Annotated in this window: 14 protein-coding genes; 8 read left to right on the forward strand and 6 right to left on the reverse strand. The window is 61.0% G+C overall.

The genetic code is table 11. The features are described 5' to 3' along the window. Positions 1–74 precede the first annotated feature (74 nt). The 3 genes from ACXAH0_RS11310 to ACXAH0_RS11320 all read right to left on the reverse strand — a co-directional run bounded on the left by ACXAH0_RS11310 (position 75) and on the right by ACXAH0_RS11320 (position 6071). Entirely contained in the window at positions 75–872 is a 798-nt protein-coding gene (locus ACXAH0_RS11310; RefSeq protein WP_475191275.1) for a TIGR02186 family protein, read from the reverse strand. Next, on the reverse strand, positions 869–1798 hold the full coding sequence (locus tag ACXAH0_RS11315; protein WP_475183643.1) for a sulfite exporter TauE/SafE family protein: 930 nt from the start codon (positions 1796–1798) through the stop codon (positions 869–871). The genes ACXAH0_RS11310 and ACXAH0_RS11315 overlap by 4 nt, the downstream gene beginning before the upstream one ends. A 142-nt stretch (positions 1799–1940) precedes the next feature. Continuing rightward, the gene (locus tag ACXAH0_RS11320) at positions 1941–6071 is read right to left on the reverse strand and encodes a peptidoglycan-binding protein (RefSeq protein WP_475191277.1); all 4131 of its coding nucleotides are present in this window, start codon (positions 6069–6071) and stop codon (positions 1941–1943) included. A 417-nt stretch (positions 6072–6488) separates the two neighbouring features. Between ACXAH0_RS11320 and ACXAH0_RS11325 the strand changes: the two genes are divergently transcribed. From ACXAH0_RS11325 to ACXAH0_RS11355, 7 genes are all read left to right on the forward strand, one after another. Beyond that, positions 6489–6950 (forward strand): MerR family transcriptional regulator, encoded by a 462-nt coding sequence (locus tag ACXAH0_RS11325; protein ID WP_475183649.1) that lies wholly within the window; start codon positions 6489–6491, stop codon positions 6948–6950. Positions 6951–7350: 400 nt separating this feature from the next. Next, a complete protein-coding gene (locus ACXAH0_RS11330) occupies positions 7351–9147 on the forward strand; it encodes an acyl-CoA dehydrogenase C-terminal domain-containing protein (RefSeq protein WP_475191279.1) in 1797 nt (598 codons plus the stop codon). A 105-nt stretch (positions 9148–9252) separates the two neighbouring features. After that, positions 9253–9891, forward strand: a complete 639-nt coding sequence (locus ACXAH0_RS11335; RefSeq protein ID WP_475183655.1) for a glutathione S-transferase family protein — start codon at positions 9253–9255, stop codon at positions 9889–9891. Positions 9892–9932: 41 nt separating this feature from the next. Beyond that, positions 9933–11141, forward strand: a complete 1209-nt coding sequence (locus ACXAH0_RS11340; protein ID WP_475183658.1) for an acetyl-CoA C-acetyltransferase — start codon at positions 9933–9935, stop codon at positions 11139–11141. Between the two features lie 17 nt (positions 11142–11158). After that, a complete protein-coding gene (locus tag ACXAH0_RS11345; protein WP_475191283.1) occupies positions 11159–13369 on the forward strand; it encodes an FAD-dependent oxidoreductase in 2211 nt (736 codons plus the stop codon). Between the two features lie 148 nt (positions 13370–13517). Continuing rightward, complete coding sequence (locus ACXAH0_RS11350; protein ID WP_475183664.1) at positions 13518–14654, forward strand: AraC family transcriptional regulator; 1137 nt, start codon at positions 13518–13520, stop codon at positions 14652–14654. Positions 14655–15191: 537 nt separating this feature from the next. Beyond that, positions 15192–15467, forward strand: a complete 276-nt coding sequence (locus ACXAH0_RS11355) for a DUF6460 domain-containing protein (protein WP_475183668.1) — start codon at positions 15192–15194, stop codon at positions 15465–15467. Between the two features lie 274 nt (positions 15468–15741). On the opposite strand, the gene ACXAH0_RS11360 is transcribed toward ACXAH0_RS11355, so the two are convergent. Further along, positions 15742–16722, reverse strand: a complete 981-nt coding sequence (locus ACXAH0_RS11360; RefSeq protein ID WP_475191285.1) for a histone deacetylase family protein — start codon at positions 16720–16722, stop codon at positions 15742–15744. 155 nt (positions 16723–16877) lie between these two features. Here ACXAH0_RS11360 and ACXAH0_RS11365 point away from each other — a divergent pair, with 155 nt between their 5' ends. Beyond that, a complete protein-coding gene (locus ACXAH0_RS11365) occupies positions 16878–18230 on the forward strand; it encodes an MATE family efflux transporter (RefSeq protein WP_475191287.1) in 1353 nt (450 codons plus the stop codon). A 29-nt stretch (positions 18231–18259) separates the two neighbouring features. Here ACXAH0_RS11365 and ACXAH0_RS11370 read toward each other — a convergent pair whose 3' ends face one another. Further along, on the reverse strand, positions 18260–19354 hold the full coding sequence (locus tag ACXAH0_RS11370) for a quinone-dependent dihydroorotate dehydrogenase (protein WP_475183675.1): 1095 nt from the start codon (positions 19352–19354) through the stop codon (positions 18260–18262). Further along, positions 19351–19695 (reverse strand): DUF952 domain-containing protein, encoded by a 345-nt coding sequence (locus ACXAH0_RS11375; RefSeq protein ID WP_475183676.1) that lies wholly within the window; start codon positions 19693–19695, stop codon positions 19351–19353. The genes ACXAH0_RS11370 and ACXAH0_RS11375 overlap by 4 nt, the downstream gene beginning before the upstream one ends. Positions 19696–19807: the final 112 nt, after the last annotated feature.

The raw sequence follows: 19807 nt of genomic DNA on the forward strand, positions 1-19807 counted from the left end.
ATGGCGCACAGGCTCCAGCGGAATATGATGCAGACGCCACAAAGGGCAAACATGCGGCCCGAAGACGGGTAGAGTCAGTCTTTTTTGAAGATCAGACCTGCCAGCCAGCCGGTGAAAATTGCCAGCACCACCGCAACCACCCCGTAGATGAGCGGGAAGTTCTGGGCGAGCTGAAACGTCACCTGCTCAAAACCGATCTTGGCCACGGCCAGGGTCTGCTCGGTATGAGAGACCATCTCGCCCTTTTGAAACAGGAAGCTTTTGACCTTGTAGTCCCCGACCGGGATATTGGCCGGAAGCGGGATCGTGGTGCGGAACATTGTACGCGTCAGAAACTCAATCGAAGCGTCGCGCTCCGAATAGAGCCCCGTCTCCTGTCGCAGACGGACGAACGCCTTGCGGAAATCGTCCCGGTCCGACAGTTGCACATTGGAGGCACCGGATACGGCCAGATTGATGTGGTTGAGCCCGATGCCATATTCCTCCAGCACCCGTCTGCTGCCAATCTTGTGCACATCATCCGTGCTGGCAACAGCATAGAAAGACGGAACATTCTGGAACCGTTCAGATTCCCGGTTGACCCAGACCCCCAGGAACCGCCCCTTGCGCCGGGTGGTGATGTCCTGCGGCGGCCCTTCCACAATAATAGCCAGCTCGAAATCTTCCGGCTCGCTCGCCGAGCGGCCAATGTCACTGGCCTGCCCGAAGACCACGATTTCCGTCCCGGTGAAGTTGGACTGAATCGAAACCACATCGGAGGAGAGCGCAGTCACCAGATCCTCGGCGCGCTTCTCGTCCTGGGCGCCGGCAGGAACCGCACAAGCCACGGCAAGCGGCACCGCAAATGCCAGAAGGGCAGCCAGACGGATCATGCGCCGGCCCCCTTGCGAATGGCGATGGAATAAAGATCGTCGGGCACCAGCAGAAGATCCACGGCGAAGCGCAGACCGACTGCAAGCACCAGCAGAGCCAGCAGCAGGCGCAGCTGATCACCGCGCAGGTTCTGTCCCATGCGGGCGCCGAATTGCGCCCCGATCACGCCGCCGATCATCAAGGTCATGGCCAGAACAATGTCGACCGTCTTGGTGCCCATGGCGTGGAAGATGGTTGCAGCAGCCATGGTGAACAGGATCTGGAACAGGGAGGTTCCAATGACAATGCTGGTCGGAACCCTGAGGAGATAAATCAGGGCAGGCACCATCATGAAGCCACCGCCTATGCCGAGGATCGTGCCCAGAAACCCGATGATCGCTCCCAGCCCGATAACGGGAATGATGCTCACATAGAGCTTCGACTGGCGGAAACGGACTTTCAACGGCAGGCCATGGATCCAGTTGTGCTGGCCGGGTTTGCGGGCGGCAGGTGGGGCGCCGGATTTGCGGCGCCGGATGGCGCGCACCGATTCCACCAGCATCAGGCCGCCAATGGCACCCAGGAACGTGACATAGGAGAGCGAAATCACAAGATCGAGCTGGCCGACGGACTCCAGCACCTGAAACAGGACGACGCCGATCAGCGAGCCCAGAACACCGCCAACAAGAAGAATAGTGGCCAGCTTGAAATCAATGGCCTTCCGGCGCCAATAGGTCATGACCGCCGAGGCGGAAGACGCAACCACCTGGGTGGTAACGGTCGCCACCGAAACCGCCGGGGGAATGCCGGAAAAGATCAGAAGCGGTGTCAGCAGGAACCCGCCGCCAATGCCGAACAGACCGGACAGGAAGCCCACAGCGCCGCCCATGGCAAATATCACAAAGATATTGACCGGGATTTCGGCTATGGGAAGATACAATTGCACAGGGTTACGCCGGATAAACTGCTGACGGGACTGTTACAAGACTTACGCCAAACAGGTTAAAAACCCGTGCTGCCCGGCGTGTCAACCAGACAGGCCGGGCCTTCTGTGTCTGGCGGACATTTTTCTTCACATTGCCGGAACTTTAGATGGCCTGGCTCTTCAATTCGTCCAGCAGTTTGGCATCCACGTCACCGGTTTCCGGCAGGCCGATGCTGCGCTGGAAGGCGCGGATTGCGCTGCGGGTGCGCGGCCCCATCTGGCCATCCGGTGATCCTGTGTCAAAACCGAGATAATTGAGCTTGTCCTGGGCTTCGCGAATCATTGCGCTGTTGTCAGCCGGTGTCAGCGAGGCGCTTTTGGCAGGCAATGCGGTCTGACCGGTCCAGGCTTCTTCCAGCGTCACCTTGTTGGCCGCCGGGCTTGGCGTCTTCAACGTAAAGCTTTCCACCGCCAGACGGGCATTGGCAAGGCCTTCCTGATCCATCATGTTGGCGACGTCATCCCGGCGCTTGGCCGCTTCCGGATCGCCCTTGTCAGCAGCAATGGCGAACCATTTGTAGCTGGCCACAAGATCCTTTTCGACCCCGATGCCCCCGGCGTACAAGATGCCGAGATTGAACAGGCTGTCCTTGACGCCATAATTTGCAGCCGCCTCGAACCACATGGCCGCTTTGGCGTAGTCCGGATCGCCGCCGGCACCTTCGGCATAAAGCACGGCCAGATTGTGCATGGCCTTGGCATTGCCTGCCTGAGCAGCCAGAGAGTACCAGGCCTTGGCTTTGGCAATGTCCTTGTCGAGCCCCCGGCCCTTTTCATAAAGGCTGGCAAGCCGGTATTGGGCAGGCGGCAGACCTTTGTTGGCTGCTTTCTGATACCAGACCGCCGCTTTGGACAGGTCTGCCGGAACGCCCTTGCCTTCGGTGTATTTCACACCGACCAGGAATTCGGCAGCCGGATTGCCTTCGGCCGCCGCGCTGCGCAGCGCCATCGGGCCAACGCCTGCCGGAGGCAGACCCGCAAGAGCATCTTGGGAGGCAGCCGGAGCCGCAGTAGCCGGAGCCGGAGCCGGGGCAGCCCCTGCCGGAGCCGTGGCAGCCGCTGCCGGAGCTGTGGCGGTCTGTTTTGCCGGTGTGAAGCTTCCCGTCTGTGCCGCGGGCTTGTGCCCAAAATGGCCGGCTGCCCCGCTTGGCGGTGCAAAAGCCACATCCGGCTCTGGCGTTGCAGAGGCATTCGCCGCAGCCGATTGCACAGGCTCAGCGGCAGGAGCTGCCGAAGCCTTGCCTGTGTCAGCCAGTGTCTTTCCGGAACCCGGCACCTTGACGCCGCTGGCAGCCGCCTCAGGCGCCGCTTCCGGCGGGGCTGTTTCAGTGCTCTTTTCAAGGTCTGCGCTCTTGCCCGCAGCCGCTGCGACATCTTTGCTCTGCGCCTCAGAAACAGCGGGAGCCTGGGCAACAACAGGGGCAACCTCCTGAGGCGCGGAAGCCAGGTCTGCGCCGTTTTCCGGCGGCCCGGAGACAAATTTATAGGCTGTCAACGTGCCCAGAGCGAGGACGACAGCCACGGCTGCCAGCAGGATCGCACGGCGCCGGTTGCCACCGGCCTGGGCCGGTTCCGGTGCTGGCCGGTCCCCGGCCAGAACCGCAGGCTCTTCTGCGCCAAAGCTGCTCCCGGCCATATGCTCCTGGCCAAGGTAAAGCTCGTCTTGTGTAAGGTCAGATTCAGGTCCGGACGCCGCCTCTTCGGGGGCCGGCTCAGCCTTGTCACGCTTTAGCACGGATCTCAGCCAGCCAACCCGGGCCTTGCCGCGCTCTTCATCGGCACCCTCTGCAGACGGTGTATGGGCATCTTCAAGCTTCGCCGCTTCCGCGGAGGCCGCCTGGGCCGCCCGGCGGGCCGCAGCGATGAAGTCGGCCTTGCGGTCACGGGAGCGTTGGGCAGACAGCCCAGGACCGGTCTCCAGCTGCTGACCGGAGCGCTCCTGCCGAGTTTCCACCTGCGCCTTGGCCGGGGTATAGGCCGGCAACGGGTCTGCAGCCAGGAAAGACGCCGCTTCAACCGGGGCCGCTTCGGCAGGGGCTGACATGGGTGGTTTGAAATCGGCCCGCTCCAGCGTGTCTAGACGCTCGGTCAGGGACCCGAGAACCGACTTAACACTGTCAAATGTGTTGCGGGTGCGTTCCTCACTGCCTTCTGCCGCATCCAACAACCGTTTCAAATCTCCCTGGAGAGAAGAAATCGCATCATCATACTGGGAGAAATTGGGCCTGGGAGCATGGGCTACCGCGTCGAAGGCTGCCTTGCGCGCCACTTCGCTCACATCACTGCGGGTCTGCTCAAGCCCCTGCTCGATGCGTTCCAGGAAGGACGTGACCCCGTTCAGGTCCGGTGCGGCCGGAACATTGTTTTCCAGTTGGGCTGCCAGTTCGGAGACCTTGGCGCCCAGTTCCTCAAACCGGTCATCGTCGCCCGCGTCCCCGCCTTGCGAGACCAGCTGGGCCAGATCTGAAATCCGCTGTTCAAGCCCTGCGGTCGAGACTGGCGCATGAACGCTTTCCCGCATCGAGCCGATTTCCGTGCGCAGTCTTTCAAGATCTGCCGAGGTAACCGTGTCCGTTGGCGCCTCCAACCGGTCAGACAGGTCATTCAGCCTGTCCTGCAACTGGGTCAAGAACGTGCTTTCCGGACCGGCCGCGGCCTTGATGGCCGCCTCATCCAGCACCGGCGCCGGCCGGGAGGCCTTCCTTTCGATGCTGTCGATCTTGCCGGAAATCGTCTCCAGGCGCTTTTCCAGGGCTTCGAAAGCCCCCGTTTCGGCAGAGGGCAACGGCGCGGTCTGTTCCATGCGCACCAGCCGGTCGACAATCTCGTCGAGACGCTGATCCATCTGGGACAGGTGATCCGTGGCGCCTGCGGACGCACGGTCATCAGCCATCATGCCGGCAATGTCTTCCAGGCGCCCCTGCAGCCGGGCAATGGTCTCCGGCTCAGGCATGCGCTGTTCCATTGCGGACAGGCGGGTATCCAGCCCGCGCTGCTCGCGCGCAAGAATTTCAAGATCGTCCAGGCGGCTGGAGACGAATTTCATGCGGTCGTCAATGCCTTCCACAAGGCCCTGAACGTCGATCCGCTCCACATAGCCGCGCACTTCGCGCAGTTCAGCGCGCAACGGCTCAATCTCGTCCTGGCCCTTGAGCTGCAGCAACTCTTCCAGGCGTTCAGCAATGCTCACCACCCGATCTTCCAGCACCATCATGTGCTCAGAGCGGGGCAAGGCGGCAAAGGCATCTTCAATTTCGTTCAGACGTGCGGTGACACCGCGCATGACACGGGGATCGACGGAAGCCCGGGACAGCTCGTCCAGCCGCTGCAGGATATGCGCATAACCATGCTCCAGGGTCTGCAGAGCCCCTTCCACATTGGTGCGTCCGACCATGGTCTTCAGCTCGGCAACTTCCTTGCGGATCTCCGTTGCAAACTGGTCGCTGCGCTTGTCCGCCCGCAACCGCTCCACCATGTCCGCAAGGCGCCTGAGCTCTGCATTCTGGCGGCCGACCGTCTCGCTGGTGCCCCGAGAGATTCCACCAAGCGCATCCCGCAGAGACCCCAGTTCTTCGCGCACCTGATTGAGGGCTTTTTCCTGAGGCACCCGCAGCGCATCGATACGGCGGCCGAGATCCTTGTAAATATGAAGGGATGCCTCCGGATACACCTGGGAAGACCGGTCACGGGCTGCTTCTTGATCGTGCCGATAAGCCTCTTCAGCATCCAGCATCCCGTGTCCGCCCATGAGGCGCTGGTCATAGGGATCACCACGTCGGCCCTCGCGCAGGCTGTCCATGGCATAGCGTCCGGATTGCGGGTGGGCACGGTGAGCCTGAGCGTTGTCTTCTTCCGCAATTACTGCAGAAGTTGCCAGTCCCTCGACCTGCTGGTCGAGCCGGTCCAGCGCGCCCAGAACATCTTCCATGCCGGACACTGGGGGAGCCGAGCGGTGCTGTGCCGGACGCCTTTGGGTACGCGCCTGCGCGCGGCCTTGCCCCGCTCCGCCCCGCTCCGACAGCAATCTGTCCAGCTCATCGGCCACCGCATCCAGGTCCTCGTCCGGGCCCCGGCGCGGGCCTGTGTCATAGCCATGACCAAGGGCTGTCGCCGTGCGTGTCAGACGTTCGATGCGGTTTTGCGCCGGTTCCCTGCCTGCCGGTTCATAAAACTCATCGCCTTCATACGCATCACGGCCGCGGCGTCCTGCCTCGTTTTTCTTCCAAGCCGGCATATCTAGACCCTGGACTGACGGTCATTCAGACCGCTGATTTAGCGGGCTGCATCCATATTCCGACAAAGAACGGTTGAGGCGCAGCGTTCGTTATGACTTTGTCGACTTAGGGTAAACAGGGCGTTAATCAGCATTGCTAAGTGCGAAACATGGTCTGTTTCAACTGCTCTGGCCTGTTCATATCTCCAAATGGCGCCGAATCACTGCCGACCCCATTAACCCTTCCGGCACTTGCTGCCCGCGCCTCTAGACCTTTACGCAAACGTAAGCTAAACAGGCCCAAGCGGCCATATGGCTCACGCAAGCGGAAGCGGGAGGTCCGGGACACACCGGACCTGAGACCTGCGCGGGCCGGCCCTGAGACTGAACACCACAAACAAGGCGCCGGAGAACGGCGGAAGATCGAGAAGCAAAGCCATGAGCGAAGCGCTGTCCATCCTCAATGAAAGCGACCTGGCGGATGTAGTCTCCGCATCCGATGACGGGACCAAGAAGACCCAGTTCACAATTGGCGATCTGGCCAAGGAATTTGACTGCACCTTGCGCACCTTGCGCTTTTATGAAGACAAGGGCTTGTTGAATCCCAAAAGGGACGGCATGAACCGGGTCTATAACCGGCGTGACCGGGCCCGGCTGAAACTCGTACTGATGGGAAAACGGGTCGGGTTTTCCCTGTCGGAGATCCGCGACATGCTGGATCTCTACGACCTGCGCGATGGCCAGGTCACCCAGCTGCGCGTCGCGCTCTCAAGGTTCAATGAGCAGATTTCCGTGCTCGAAGAGCAGCGCAAGGATATTGAGCAGGCCATTGAAGAACTCTCGCGCACGGTCGAGATTGTATCCGGCATGTTGAAACACAAGGAATCAGAAGAAGGCTGAGGCCTTTTTCTACCTTCTCCTTTGCCAGGACCGCCAGAGCCCTGCTGCCGGCGGTTTTGTTTTGCTGCCCCGGCAACCTATCCGGTCACTTGCGTGCGCCCGCGAAAACCGTTCAGAATCCGTGTGCTTTTCACAGATCTGGTGGTGCGATCCTCAAAAATCTTGCCAGTCGGCTTGTTTTGGACGCTTTTTTTGCCAATCCTTCCCTAAGGACACTACTTGCCGGACGCCATATACATGCGTATATCAGAGCCAAGATGACGTTTACGCAAACGTAAGCCCTCTTCTGTCTTATCGGCTCGTGGCATCCGCCGGAACGGCGGGACAGATGGAAGGGCGGGACGAAAGACCTGGACGAAATACCTGGACGAAAGACTGGCCGAAAAACTGGGAGGTTTTCATGCCAAGCTACGCCGCGCCTGTCGAAGACACGCTGTTCCTGCTGAAGGACGTGTTCGCATATGACCGCTATTCCAATCTGCCCGGCTTCTCAGAGGCACCGCTGGATCTGGTGGAAGCAATCCTGCGTGAAAGCGGCAAGTTCACAGAAGATGTCCTTCAGCCGCTGAACCAGAGCGGTGACCGGGAAGGCTGCACCCGCTCGGAGGACGGCACCGTCACCCCGCCCAAAGGCTTTCAGGACGCCTACAAGGCCTTTTGCGAAAGTGGCTGGGGTACGCTTGCCGCTGACCCGGCATATGGCGGCCAGGGCCTGCCCCACACGCTGGCAACGATTTTCAACGAATATGCCTCTTCGGCCAACATGGCCTTTGCCATGTATCCCGGCCTGACCGCCGGGGCGGTGGCCGCCCTCACCCTGCATGGCACAAAAGAGCAGAAACAGACCTATCTGCCGAACATGATCGCAGGCACCTGGACCGGCACCATGAACCTGACGGAGCCCCATTGCGGCACCGATCTCGGCCTGATCCGGACCAAGGCCGTGCCCCAGCAGGACGGCAGCTACAAGATTAGCGGCACGAAGATCTTCATTTCTGCCGGCGAGCATGACATGGCGGACAACATCATACACCTGGTTCTGGCCCGCATAGACGGCGCGCCGGAAGGCACCAAGGGCATTTCGCTTTTCGTCGTACCGCGCAACCAGATCCTGGAAGACGGCACCAGCGGACGCGGCAACGGCGTGTCCTGCGGCTCGATCGAACACAAGATGGGCATCCACGGCAACGCCACCTGCGTCATGAACTACGACGACGCGACAGGCTGGCTCGTCGGCGAGGAAAACAAGGGCCTTAGGGCCATGTTCACGATGATGAACGAGGCCCGTCTGGGCGTGGCTGTACAGGGGCTGGCCCAGTCGGAAGTCGCTTATCAGAACGCGGCAGCCTATGCCAAAGACCGCCTGCAGGGTCGCGCGTTGAGCGGCCCAAAGGCACCGGACAAACCGGCGGACCCGATCCTTGTGCATCCGGATGTGCGCCGCACACTGATGTCGATCCGCGCCTTTAACGAGGCGGCCCGCGCTCTGGTAATCTGGACCGCTTTGCATGGCGATGTCTCCCACCGCTCGCAGGACGAGACACAAAAACAGTTTTCCGCTGACATGATGGGCCTGATGACTCCCGTTCTCAAAGGGGTTCTGACCGATACCGGCTTTGCCAACACGGTCAATGCCCAGCAGATGCTCGGAGGTCATGGCTATATCAGCGAATGGGGCATGGAGCAGTTCGTGCGCGATGCGCGGATCGCGATGATCTATGAAGGCGCAAATGGCATCCAGGCGCTTGATCTTGTCGGGCGCAAACTGCCGGCCGATGGCGGCCGGGCCGTGATGAGCTTCTTTAACGAGGTCAACACCTTCCTGAAGGAAACCAAGGAGGATGACACCCTTTCGGCATTCACCACGCCTTTGAAGAAGGCAGTCGATGACCTTCAGGCCGCCACCATGTGGTTCATGAACAATGCCCTGAAAAACCCGGATAATGCCGGGGCAGGGTCCGCCGATTATATGCACCTGTTCGGGCTCACCGCCCTTGGCTACATGTGGGCCCGCATGGCTCAGACCATCCGCCGGCAACTGGCAGACGGCGCCGGTGACAAGACGGACTGGCTGGAGCAGAAGCTTGCTTTCGGCCTCTTTTTCATGGAGCGCACCATGCCGGAAACCGGCGCCCATCTCGCCCGGATCTCTGCCGGATCCGGAACCCTCATGTCCTTGAACGCCGAGGCTTTCTGACGGATCAGGCCAGACTGCAGCTGGCCGGGATTTTCCCAAGCAATCCCCGGTCATCCGATATAGGCTTCCGGCCCTGATTATTTTGCCAAGGAGTTTTGCAAACACATGGCTGACTATATTCTTCACTGCATGGCGCAATCCGGCCATTCCTACAAGGTGGCGCTGATGCTCGAGCTGTGCGGCGCCGACTGGGAGCCCAAATGGGTGGATTTTTTCGGCGGTGAAACCCGCTCAGCTGCGTTTCGCGAGACGGTGAACGAAATGGGTGAGGTGCCGGTTCTTGACACCGGAACGCTGCGGCTCACCCAGTCCGGCGTGATCCTTGACTATCTTGTTGACCAGTTCGGCAAATTCGGCTGGAACACCGAGGAAGAGCGCCGCGAGATCCTGCGCTGGGTGATTTTCGACAACCAGAAAGTCTCCGGACTGGCCGGGCCCTTGCGGTTCCTGCGCCAATTTTCCAAGACGGGCGAAACGGAGGTGACCCGCTTTCTCGAAGGCCGGCTGCTGGGGGCGCTTTCCATCTTGGAAAAGCATTTTGCGAACAAGGACTTTGCGGTTGGCACAGCTCCGACAACGGCTGACTTTTCCCTGTGCGGCTATCTCTTTATGCGCGACGAGATCGGCACCGACTTTGCGCCTTATCCAAATGTGCTGGCCTGGCTGGACCGCATTCAGGCCCTGCCCGGCTGGAAACATCCCTACGACCTGATGCCCGGCCATCCGCTGCCGGAAAAAAGCTAGAGCATCTCTGAAAGCAATCAACCCGTCCGGAGGAGGACCAGATGGCCGAAGCCTATATCTACGATCACGTGCGAACACCGCGCGGCCGCGGCAAGAAGGACGGCGCCTTGCACGAGGTGCCGTCGGTCCGGCTGGCGGCAACGGCGCTGGAAGCGATCCGTGACCGCAACGGTCTCGAGACCGCCAGGGTTGATGATGTGGTGCTCGGCTGTGTGGATCCGGTCGGGGAAGCGGGCGGTGACATTGCCCGAGCGGCTGTCTTTGCCGCCGGCTACGACACGTCCGTTCCAGGCATGCAGATCAACCGGTTCTGCGCTTCCGGCCTTGATGCGGTCAACACGGCATCTGCCCAGGTGATGTCCGGCCAGCACAAGCTGGTGGTGGCCGGAGGGGTGGAAAGCATGAGCCGGGTCGGAATCGGCGCGTCCGGCGGGGCCTGGCCGATCGAGCCGCAGGTGGCCATCCCGTCCTATTTCATGCCACAGGGCGTTTCGGCAGATCTGATTGCCACCAAATATGGTTTCAGCCGCGACGACTGCGATGGTTATGCGGTAGAAAGCCAGAAACGCGCCGCGAAATCCTGGCAAGAAGGCCGGTTTTCCGGGTCGGTGGTTCCGGTCAAGGACATCAATGGCATCACGATCCTGGACCGCGACGAGCACATGCGCCCTGACACGGACATGCAGTCCCTGGCCGCGCTCAATCCGTCCTTTGAGATGATGGGAGCAATGGGCGGCTTTGATGCGGTTGGCATCCAGGCCCATCCGGAGCTGGAAACCGTCAAGCACGTGCACCATGCGGGCAATTCCTCCGGCATTGTAGACGGAGCGGCGGCTGTGCTGATCGGCTCCAGCACCGCCGGGCGCTCTTGCGGCCTCAAGGCCCGTGCCCGCATCAAGGCCTTTGCCAATATCGGCTCCGAACCGGCCCTGATGCTGACCGGACCGGTGGATGTGACGGAAAAGCTGCTGAAAAACGCCAGGATGGAGATGAAGGATCTGGATCTCATCGAGATCAATGAGGCCTTTGCCTCCGTTGTTCTGCGCTACCGGCAGGCCTTTGATCTCGATCCCGACAAGGTCAACGTGAATGGCGGTGCGATTGCCATGGGCCATCCCCTGGGCGCAACCGGGGCGATGATCCTCGGCACGGTTCTGGACGAGTTGGAACGGCGGGACCTGAACACGGCTCTGGTCACCTTGTGCATTGGCGCAGGCATGGGCACGGCAACCGTCATCGAGCGGGTCTGAACGGAGGAAACGGTCCCATGAGCTACACAAATTTCACCGTCGAAACCGACGCCAACGGCTTTGCCCTGATCACCTGGGACATGCCGGAAAAATCCATGAACGTGATCGACATGAGCGTCATGGACGAGCTGGATGCGATCATTGATCAGGTCGCTGGCGAGAGCGCGATCCGGGGTGCTGTCATCACCTCCGGCAAGACCGCCTTTTCCGGCGGGGCGGATCTGACCATGATGGAAGGCCTCCTGAAAAGCTTTCACGCCCAGCGGGCCAGCAACCCTGAAGGCGCGGCCAAAGCGCTTTATGAAGGCTCGCGCAGGCTGACGCTGATCTACCGCAAGCTGGAAACCTGCGGCAAACCCTTTGTGGCCGCCCTCTCCGGCACCTGTATGGGCGGTGGCACTGAGCTCGCCCTGGCCTGCCATGCGCGGGTGGTGGATGACAGCCTGAAAATGGGCCTGCCGGAGGTCAAGGTCGGTCTGTTTCCCGGTGCAGGCGGCACTCAGCGGGTCATGCGCATGAGCGATGGCCAGCAGGGCATGCAGTTTCTGCTTCAGGGCCGCACCCTGCGGGCGGCCCAGGCCAAACAGATGAAGCTGGTGGATGAGGTCACCGGTCCCCGCAAGCTTGTTGCAGCGGCAAAAAAGCTGCTCGCCGCCGGAATCGATCCGGTCAAGGACTGGGACAAGAAGGGCTACAAGCTGCCCAACGGCAAGATCTATTCCCCGGCAGGCTTCCAGTTCTGGCCCGCCGCCAACGCGATCTACCGGCGGGAAACCCACGACAATTATCCCGGTGCACGCTATCTGCTGCATGCGGTGGTCGAAGGCCTGCAACTGCCTATGGATCTGGCCCTGCAGGTAGAGAGCCGCTATTTCGCCAAGGTGCTGCAGACACCGGAAGCGGCCAGCATGATCCGCTCGCTGTTCGTGTCCATGCAGGAACTGAACAAGCTGGCCCGCCGCCCGGTGGACCAGCGGCCAAACAAGATCAAGAAAGTCGGTATTCTTGGCGCTGGCTTCATGGGCGCCGGCATCGCCTATGTCACGGCCAATGCGGGCATTGATGTGGTGCTGATCGACCGGGACCAGGACGCCGCCGACAAGGGCAAGGCCCATTCCGGGGAGCTGATCAGCAAGGCGGTCAAACGCGGCCGGGCCACCGAAGACCAGAAGGACAAGCTGCTTTCGCGCATCACTGCCACGGTCGACTATGAAGCGCTGGCCGAGTGCGATCTGGTGATTGAGGCGGTCTTTGAGGACCGGGACATCAAGAAGACCGTGACGGAGAAAGCCGAAGCGGTGATGAAGTCCCGCGCCATTTTCGCCTCCAACACATCCACCTTGCCGATCACCTCCCTCGCCCAGGCCTCCAAGCGGCCGAAAAACTTCATCGGCATCCATTTCTTCTCGCCGGTCGACAAGATGATGCTGGTGGAAGTGATCCTGGGCAAACGCACCTCGGACCGGGCTTTGGCCCTGGCGCTCGACTATATCAAGGCCATCAAGAAAACGCCGATTGTGGTCAATGACAGCCGCGGCTTCTACACCTCCCGCGTGGTTATGACCTATATCCGCGAGGGCCTGATGATGCTGGCGGATGGCGTTCCGGCGGCCATGATTGAAAATGCGGGCAAGATGGCCGGTATGCCCGTGGGCCCGCTCTCGCTCGGGGACGAAGTGGCGCTGGACCTGGCGTGGAAGATCGTCTCGGCCACCCGTAAGGATCTCGGTGTCAAATATGTGGAAGGCCCGCTCGACAACATTCTGGAAGACATGGTGGTCAAGCGGGAACGGTTCGGCCGAAAGAACGGCAAGGGCTTTTACGACTACAAAGGCAAGGACAAGAGCCTGTGGCCGGGCATTGCCGAGGTCACCGGCCAGCCGAAACCGGCCGAAAGCTTCAACATCGAAGAGCTCAAGCAGCGTCTTCTGGTGATGCAGGCTTTGGAAACCGCGCGGATCTTTGAGGAGAAATGCCTGACAGATGTGCGCGAGGCCGATGTGGGGTCCATTCTCGGCTTTGGCTTTGCCCCCTATTCGGGCGGCACGCTCAGCTATATCGACACGATGGGCACGGCCGCCTTTGTTGAGATCTGCCGGAAATTCACTCGTAAATGGGGGCCGCGTTTCAAGCCGAACCGGCTTTTGCGCGAAATGGCCAAGAAAAACGAGACTTTTTACGGGAAATTTCCGCCCAAAGCTGAAATGGGCGAAAAAACCGCTGCCTGACGCAGAAACAGCATCACCTCCCATCATGGGGGGGGTGATATTTACGCTACGTTATTTTAAAGAAAATGACTGCGCGGACGGCTTGATCCCGGAAGATATGTCATGCACAGTTTGAAAAACGATTGTGCACGGGTGGCCGGAGAAAAATATGCCGCTGAAAGGCGAATGGGCACGCGCAGATGTGTTCCGGGTCTTACGGGACATAAATTCAGACAAAGATCTGAACTGGCCGCAAATGGCCAAAGACTATAATTTTGACCTTGCCAGCATCGAAGACCCTCAAGGGGTCGTTCCGATTACCGCCTGGCACGGGGTGTTTGAACATGTGGCCAGCGCTCTTGGCGACGATGCCATCATGTTCGACCTGTTCAACAATCTGGATATCGGCTGCTTTTCGATTTTCGACTACCTGTTTTCCTGTGCTCCGACCATCCGCGATGCCTGCATGGCCTGGGCCAAGTTCAGTCCCATCCGGACCAACGCCTATCGCATGGTGTTTGAAGAAGACGAGACCGGCGGTTATGTCGGCTGGCCTATTCTGGAAGGACGGGGAGAATGGCGGCAATGTATATTTGCCCGGGTTGGCTGGGCCACGCAGCAGCTGGAACGGGCCCTCAACATGTCCGCTCCCCCGCTTCTGATCGATCTGGCCGCGCCGCCGCCCGTGAATACATCCGGGTTCCAGAAGAAGTATCAGGGCCGCCTTACCTTTAATGCGCCCCATAACCGCATCTTCATTCCGCGCTCGCTCTTGTCCCGGCCCCTGTCCCAAAGTGATTCCCATCTCTACGAGATCATTCTGAAATCGGCGACGGACGAACTGGACCGGTTCGGCCAGTTTGAAGCGCCTCTCACCCGGATCGCGAACGAGTTGGCGTCCAATCTCTCCCAAGGAGCCTCCACACTGCCGCAGATCGCCGCCAAGCTCGGCATGTCCCAGCGCGCTGTTCAAAGGCTGCTTGAAAAGGAGGGCACCAGCTTCCGCAAGCTCAGCGAGGAAATCCGCCGGGCTGCAGCAGAACGCTATTTGCGCAGCACGGATCTGCCGATGAAGGAGATTGCCTATCTGGTCGGCTTTTCCGAATTGAGCACGTTCTCCAGAGCGGTGAAGTCCTGGTTCGGCATGTCGCCGCGCAAGGTACGCGAAGGCCCACCGCCTGCCGGCCCAGCCTCGCCGCCGCAGCGTAAGAAAAAAACTCCTGCTGCGCGGCTGGCAAAACACACAGCCTCAACCGGAGGCCTGGAAAAACCTCAGGGCCGCAAGGTCTCTGCCGGACCAAAATAGCGCATTGCCATGTGAGTTTAAGAGATCCATTGCCTGGAATTCCGGCACGGAGGCAGTTACGGGCTGCACTCCCTCCGCGCCTGAGATTTTATCTCTGGTCCGCTTGAAGCCAACGGAGTCAATCGGGGCTTCAAACGTTTCCGGACTGCCCCCCCAAAACGAGAGAAGGCTGCTGTTCGCCCGGGACCAAACCCGCAGTGTGATCTTTTCCTGAAAGGTCCCGGGTGGTGCCGGTCCAATTCCTGTCTTTCACTGCAGCAAAGGCCGGCTTACCGGAAGCTGGAGTGGGCGTCCTGCCTGACGATAAGTTTCGCATGCCTGAAACTTCTGATACGCCAATGCAACCGACCTGTCTTTGGCATGAGAGCCCAAGTAATTGGCTTTTCACGACACCTCTGCGCGCGTATAGATAGAAATAACAAGGCTTTGATTTCAAATGACAATCACCGAGCGTTTGGGACCTCGTTGTATTTGCCATCATTTGCGCCTACCTATTGCTCAAACGATTCGATGACGCCCTGTTTCAAGGAGATCCCCATGTCCGACAACAGCCTGAGCCGCTTTCTCGGCGGATCACCCGCCCAGGTGATCCTGCGGCTCGTGTTTCTGTCCTTTGTTGTCGGAATTGTCCTGTCCGCGCTCAATCTGGACCCCATTGATCTGGTGCATATGGCCGTCGATTTTGTTGAACGGCTCTGGAACATGGGCTTTCAGGCCCTCGGGCGGCTTGGCAATTATCTGGTAATAGGGGCTATTGTGGTGATCCCCATCTGGCTGGTTACCCGGTTGATGGCCATGGGCCGTGGCCGCTGAAACCCCGCCTTTTTAAGCTACTATTCACAGAGCTTTTGAAGATGCCCTATTTGACCGCGCTTGGAGGGTCTTCGGCCAGGAGTGCGTCGCAGGTCGAAACGGGGTATCGGGCCAGACGTGCGACAACGTCCGAGGCCCCTCCAAGCGCGGTCAAATAGGGCATCTTCAATTGCGATTGGTATCACCTCTCAAACGGTGTCCGCCACCCCGGCCAGCACCGGTGCCTTCAGCGGTATGGCTTCGGCCGTCTCTCCCGCCCGTCTTCAGCCAGCCGTCACAGTGACCGCCTAGCTGCGGAGCGTCGGGCGCCGCGCCCTGCTTCCCCGTCTTGAGGTCCGGGCGCCACACGGCCAGACGCAACCTCGCGAGCGCTGCGGTGAAGGGTCGTGTGGCGGTCGGCCAGTTCATCAATATCCGTCGAATAGCCCCCGCCCAGAACACAGGCGAGCGGGAGACCAGCCTGCCGTACGGCCGTGATCACATAAAGATCCCGTTTCCGCAGACCGGCCCGGCTCAGCGACAGGCGGCCAAGCCGGTCATGCTCGTAAGGGTCAACACCCGCATTGAAAAACACGATGTCCCAGGCCTTCCGCACCAAAAGCTCTGGCAGCAGGGTTTCAAGCCGGGCCAGATAGGCCTCGTCTCCAGTTCCGTCCGGCAACCCCACATCCAGATGGGAGGGCACCTTGCGCACCGGATAGTTCTTCTGGGCATGCATGGAGAAAGTGAAGATGCTGGCATCCCCTTGAAAGATGTCCGCCGTGCCGTCGCCCTGGTGCACATCCAGGTCAATGACCAGGGCTTTGCGAATGGCGCCATCAGCCTGCAGCACCTTCAGGGCCACGGCAACATCATTGAAGACGCAGAACCCGGCGCCATGGCTGCGCCGGGCATGGTGGCTTCCCCCGGCGGTGTTGCAGGCAAGGCCATGCTCCAGGGCGAGATAGCCGGCCAGCACCGTGCCCCCCGTCGCGCAGCGTGCGCGCAGGGCAATGTCAGGCCGCATCGGGAAGCCGATTTCCCGCGCAATCTTGTCCGGCACCCGGCCATTGAACACCTGATCGACATAGACAGGATCATGGGCCAGCGCGACCCACTCGAACGGAGCCGCCCGCGGCCGGTAAAACGCGCCGCCGTCTAGCAGTCCCTCCTGGCGGATCTGCTCCGCCACGGCACGGAACTTGTCCATCGGAAACCGGTGATTGGCTGGCAGGTCGGCGCAATAGGCCGGATGGTGAACGATCGGCACGGTCATAGGTCCGACTATAGCGCGGCGGTGCGGGCCTTCCAGAGTGTCTTGCCAGCCGGTACGGCCTCCCACGCCCTTGCGGTTCAAAGACGCGGCACGGAATTCGATTGACGAACAGCCATGGGCCAGACATGAAGGGAGTCTTCAGACATGAGCATTCCATGACCCACTCCCCCCCTGCCGGGACACCGGACCATCTGCGCTTTTCGGTTACGCACCGTTCTGTCCTGGCCATCGCCATCCCGATGACGGCCGGCTATCTGTCGACGCCGATCCTGGGGATCGTCGACATGGCCGTGATCGGCCGCCTTGGGGATGCGGCCCTGCTGGGCGGGATTGCCCTTGGCGGGATCATCTTCGATCTGGTTTTCACCACGTTCAGCTTTCTGCGCTCCGGCACCACCGGTCTGACCGCACAGGCCGTGGGCGGACGCAATGATGCAGAAATCAAGGCCACCTTGCTCCGCGCCCTGGTGATCGCCGTAACCGGCGGGCTGCTGGTGATTGCCTGCCACGTGCCGCTTCGGGAAATGGGCCAGTGGTTTCTGGGTGGCAGCACCGAGGTGCAGGCGGCTACCGCCCGCTATTTCGACATTCGGGTTCTGAGCTCCCCCCTGCTTCTGGCCAATTACGCCATGTTGGGCTGGTTCATCGGGCTAGGCCGGGCCGGTACGGGCCTGATGCTGCAGATCTTACTCAACGGGCTGAACATTCTTCTCAGCCTCTGGTTCGTGCTGGGGCTTGGCTGGAGCGTGGAAGGGGTGGCTCTGGCCACTGTGGCCAGCGAGCTGGCCACCACCCTTTTCGGTCTTGGCCTGGTCCTGACAAGCGTCAAGCGGGGGGGCTGGCCTCCGGCCTCGGTCATTTTCGACCGCCGGCTGCTCGGGCGCATGCTGGCGCTGAACCGGGACATCATGATCCGCTCTTTCGCGCTCTTATATGCCTACGCGTTTTTCATCGCCCGATCGGCAGATCAGGGCGATGCCGTGCTCGCGGCCAATGCAGTGCTTGAAAAATTCATCATGGTGTCAGGCTATTTTCTGGACGGTCTGGCCACAGCGGCCGAACAACTGGCCGGGCGGGCGGTCGGGGCCAGATACCGTCCCGCCTTTGAGCGGACCGTGAAGCTGACCGCCTTGTGGAGCTTTGCGCTGGCGGGCGGCCTCACCTTGTTCTATTTCGCGTTCGGCACGGCCATTATCGACTTCATGACCACCTCGCCAGAGGTGCGGGAGATCGGCAGGACCTACCTGCCCTGGGCGGTGATCGCCCCGGTCCTTGGTGTGCTCGCCTTTCAGATGGACGGGATCTACATTGGCGCCACCTGGTCCGCCACCATGCGCAACATGATGCTCTTGTCCCTCGCCGCCTATGTGGGCGCCTATTATATGCTGTCACCCTTCCTGGGCACGCATGGCTTGTGGCTGGCGCTCAATCTCTTTCTGGGCCTGCGCGGGATCACCTTGCTGGCCGCCTGCCGGCGTCAAGCCGACAGGACTTTTGCACCGGCCTGACCCGGCAGGACCAGACCTTGGCAGCGGTCCTAAAGGGTCTCCGACGCCCAGGCGTCCACATTGGCATCCCGTGCGGCCCTCAGGCTCTCAAGGCCATGCCGGTCCAGGCGGGTGGAGAGCCCGCGCAGAATGTCTCCGACCAGCCCCGGCCCCTTGAACACAAGGGCCGAATAAAGCTGCAGCAGGTCCGCACCGGCCGTGATCTTGGTCCAGGCGGTTTCCGCGCTGTCGATACCGCCAACGCCGATCAGCGGCAGGTCAGGCCCCGCCAGCTTGCGGACCTTCGCCAGAGCAATGGTCGATTTGCGGAACAGCGGGCGGCCTGACAGCCCCCCCGCCTCCCCGTGCGGGCCCTGGCCGCTCAATCCGTCCCGTGTGATGGTCGTATTGGAAACGATCAGGCCGTCAACGCCCTTTTCCAGCACTTCCTCGACAATGTCCTTCAGGTCCTCTTCCGCGACATCGGGCGCAATCTTCAACAGCACCGGCACCCGGCGGCCGGTCTCCTGCGTGCAACCATCCCGCTCCTCCACAACCGCCTGAAGCAGTTCGGCCAGCGCGGACCGGGCCTGAAGGTCCCGGAGACCCGGCGTGTTTGGAGAAGAGATATTCACCGTGAAATAGGAGGCCAGCGCCGCAAATTCCCGGATCCCGGCCACGTAATCCGCCACCCGGTCCGTCGCCTCCTTGTTGGCCCCGACATTGATGCCGACAATGCCGGGGCGCTGGCCCCGTGCGCTCAGACGCTGGCGCATGGCCGCATGGCCGTCATTGTTGAACCCGTAGCGGTTGATCACTCCCTGATCCTCCGGCAGCCGGAAGACGCGCGGGCGCGGATTGCCCGGCTGCGGCCTGGGCGTCACCGACCCGACCTCTGCCGCGCCGAACCCCAGTGCCAGCACCGCATCCGGCACCTCCGCATTCTTGTCGAACCCGGCCGCCATTCCCAGCGGATTGTCAAACGCAAGGTCCCAGAGACGCACCTTCAGACGCGGGTCGGCGGGCTGGGGACGCCGTTTCATCAGGCCGGATTTCAGGGCGCGGATGGTGAGCTGATGCGCCTGTTCCGCGTCCAGAAGATGCAGGCCCTTGAGGGCAATCTTGTCCAAGGCAGGCAGGCTCATCCCGTCATCTCCGGAAAGACATGGCCCCCAGTCTCCGACAAGGGCAGATCCTTGACCCAGAGCGCCTCGTCCGGCCGGAAGGTTCCATAAAGATGCGGGAACAAGGCCCCGCCCCGGGAGGGCTCCCAGACCAGCGCATCGCCAAACGCCTCCGTCTCAAAGGCAGCCAGAAGCAGACCGCTCTGGCCGGCGAAATGCTTGGCGGCCGTCTCCCTGGCCTGCTCCGCCGTGGAAAAGTGGATATAGCCGTCCGCAAGGTCGACCGGAGCGCCCTTGAAGACACCGGCCCCGACAGCTTCCTGCCACAGAGAGTTTGGGACAATCTTGAAAATCAATGTCATGCGCGGTTCACATCTTGCTTGTGCTTTGCTCTGCTGCTCTGGGTACAGCTGTCGCGTGCGCGGCACAAGGGAAGAGGTGCGGCAAATGTGTTGTTGTGGCGCGCGCTGGACT

The organism is Roseibium sp. AWQ4_290 (genome assembly GCF_056160985.1).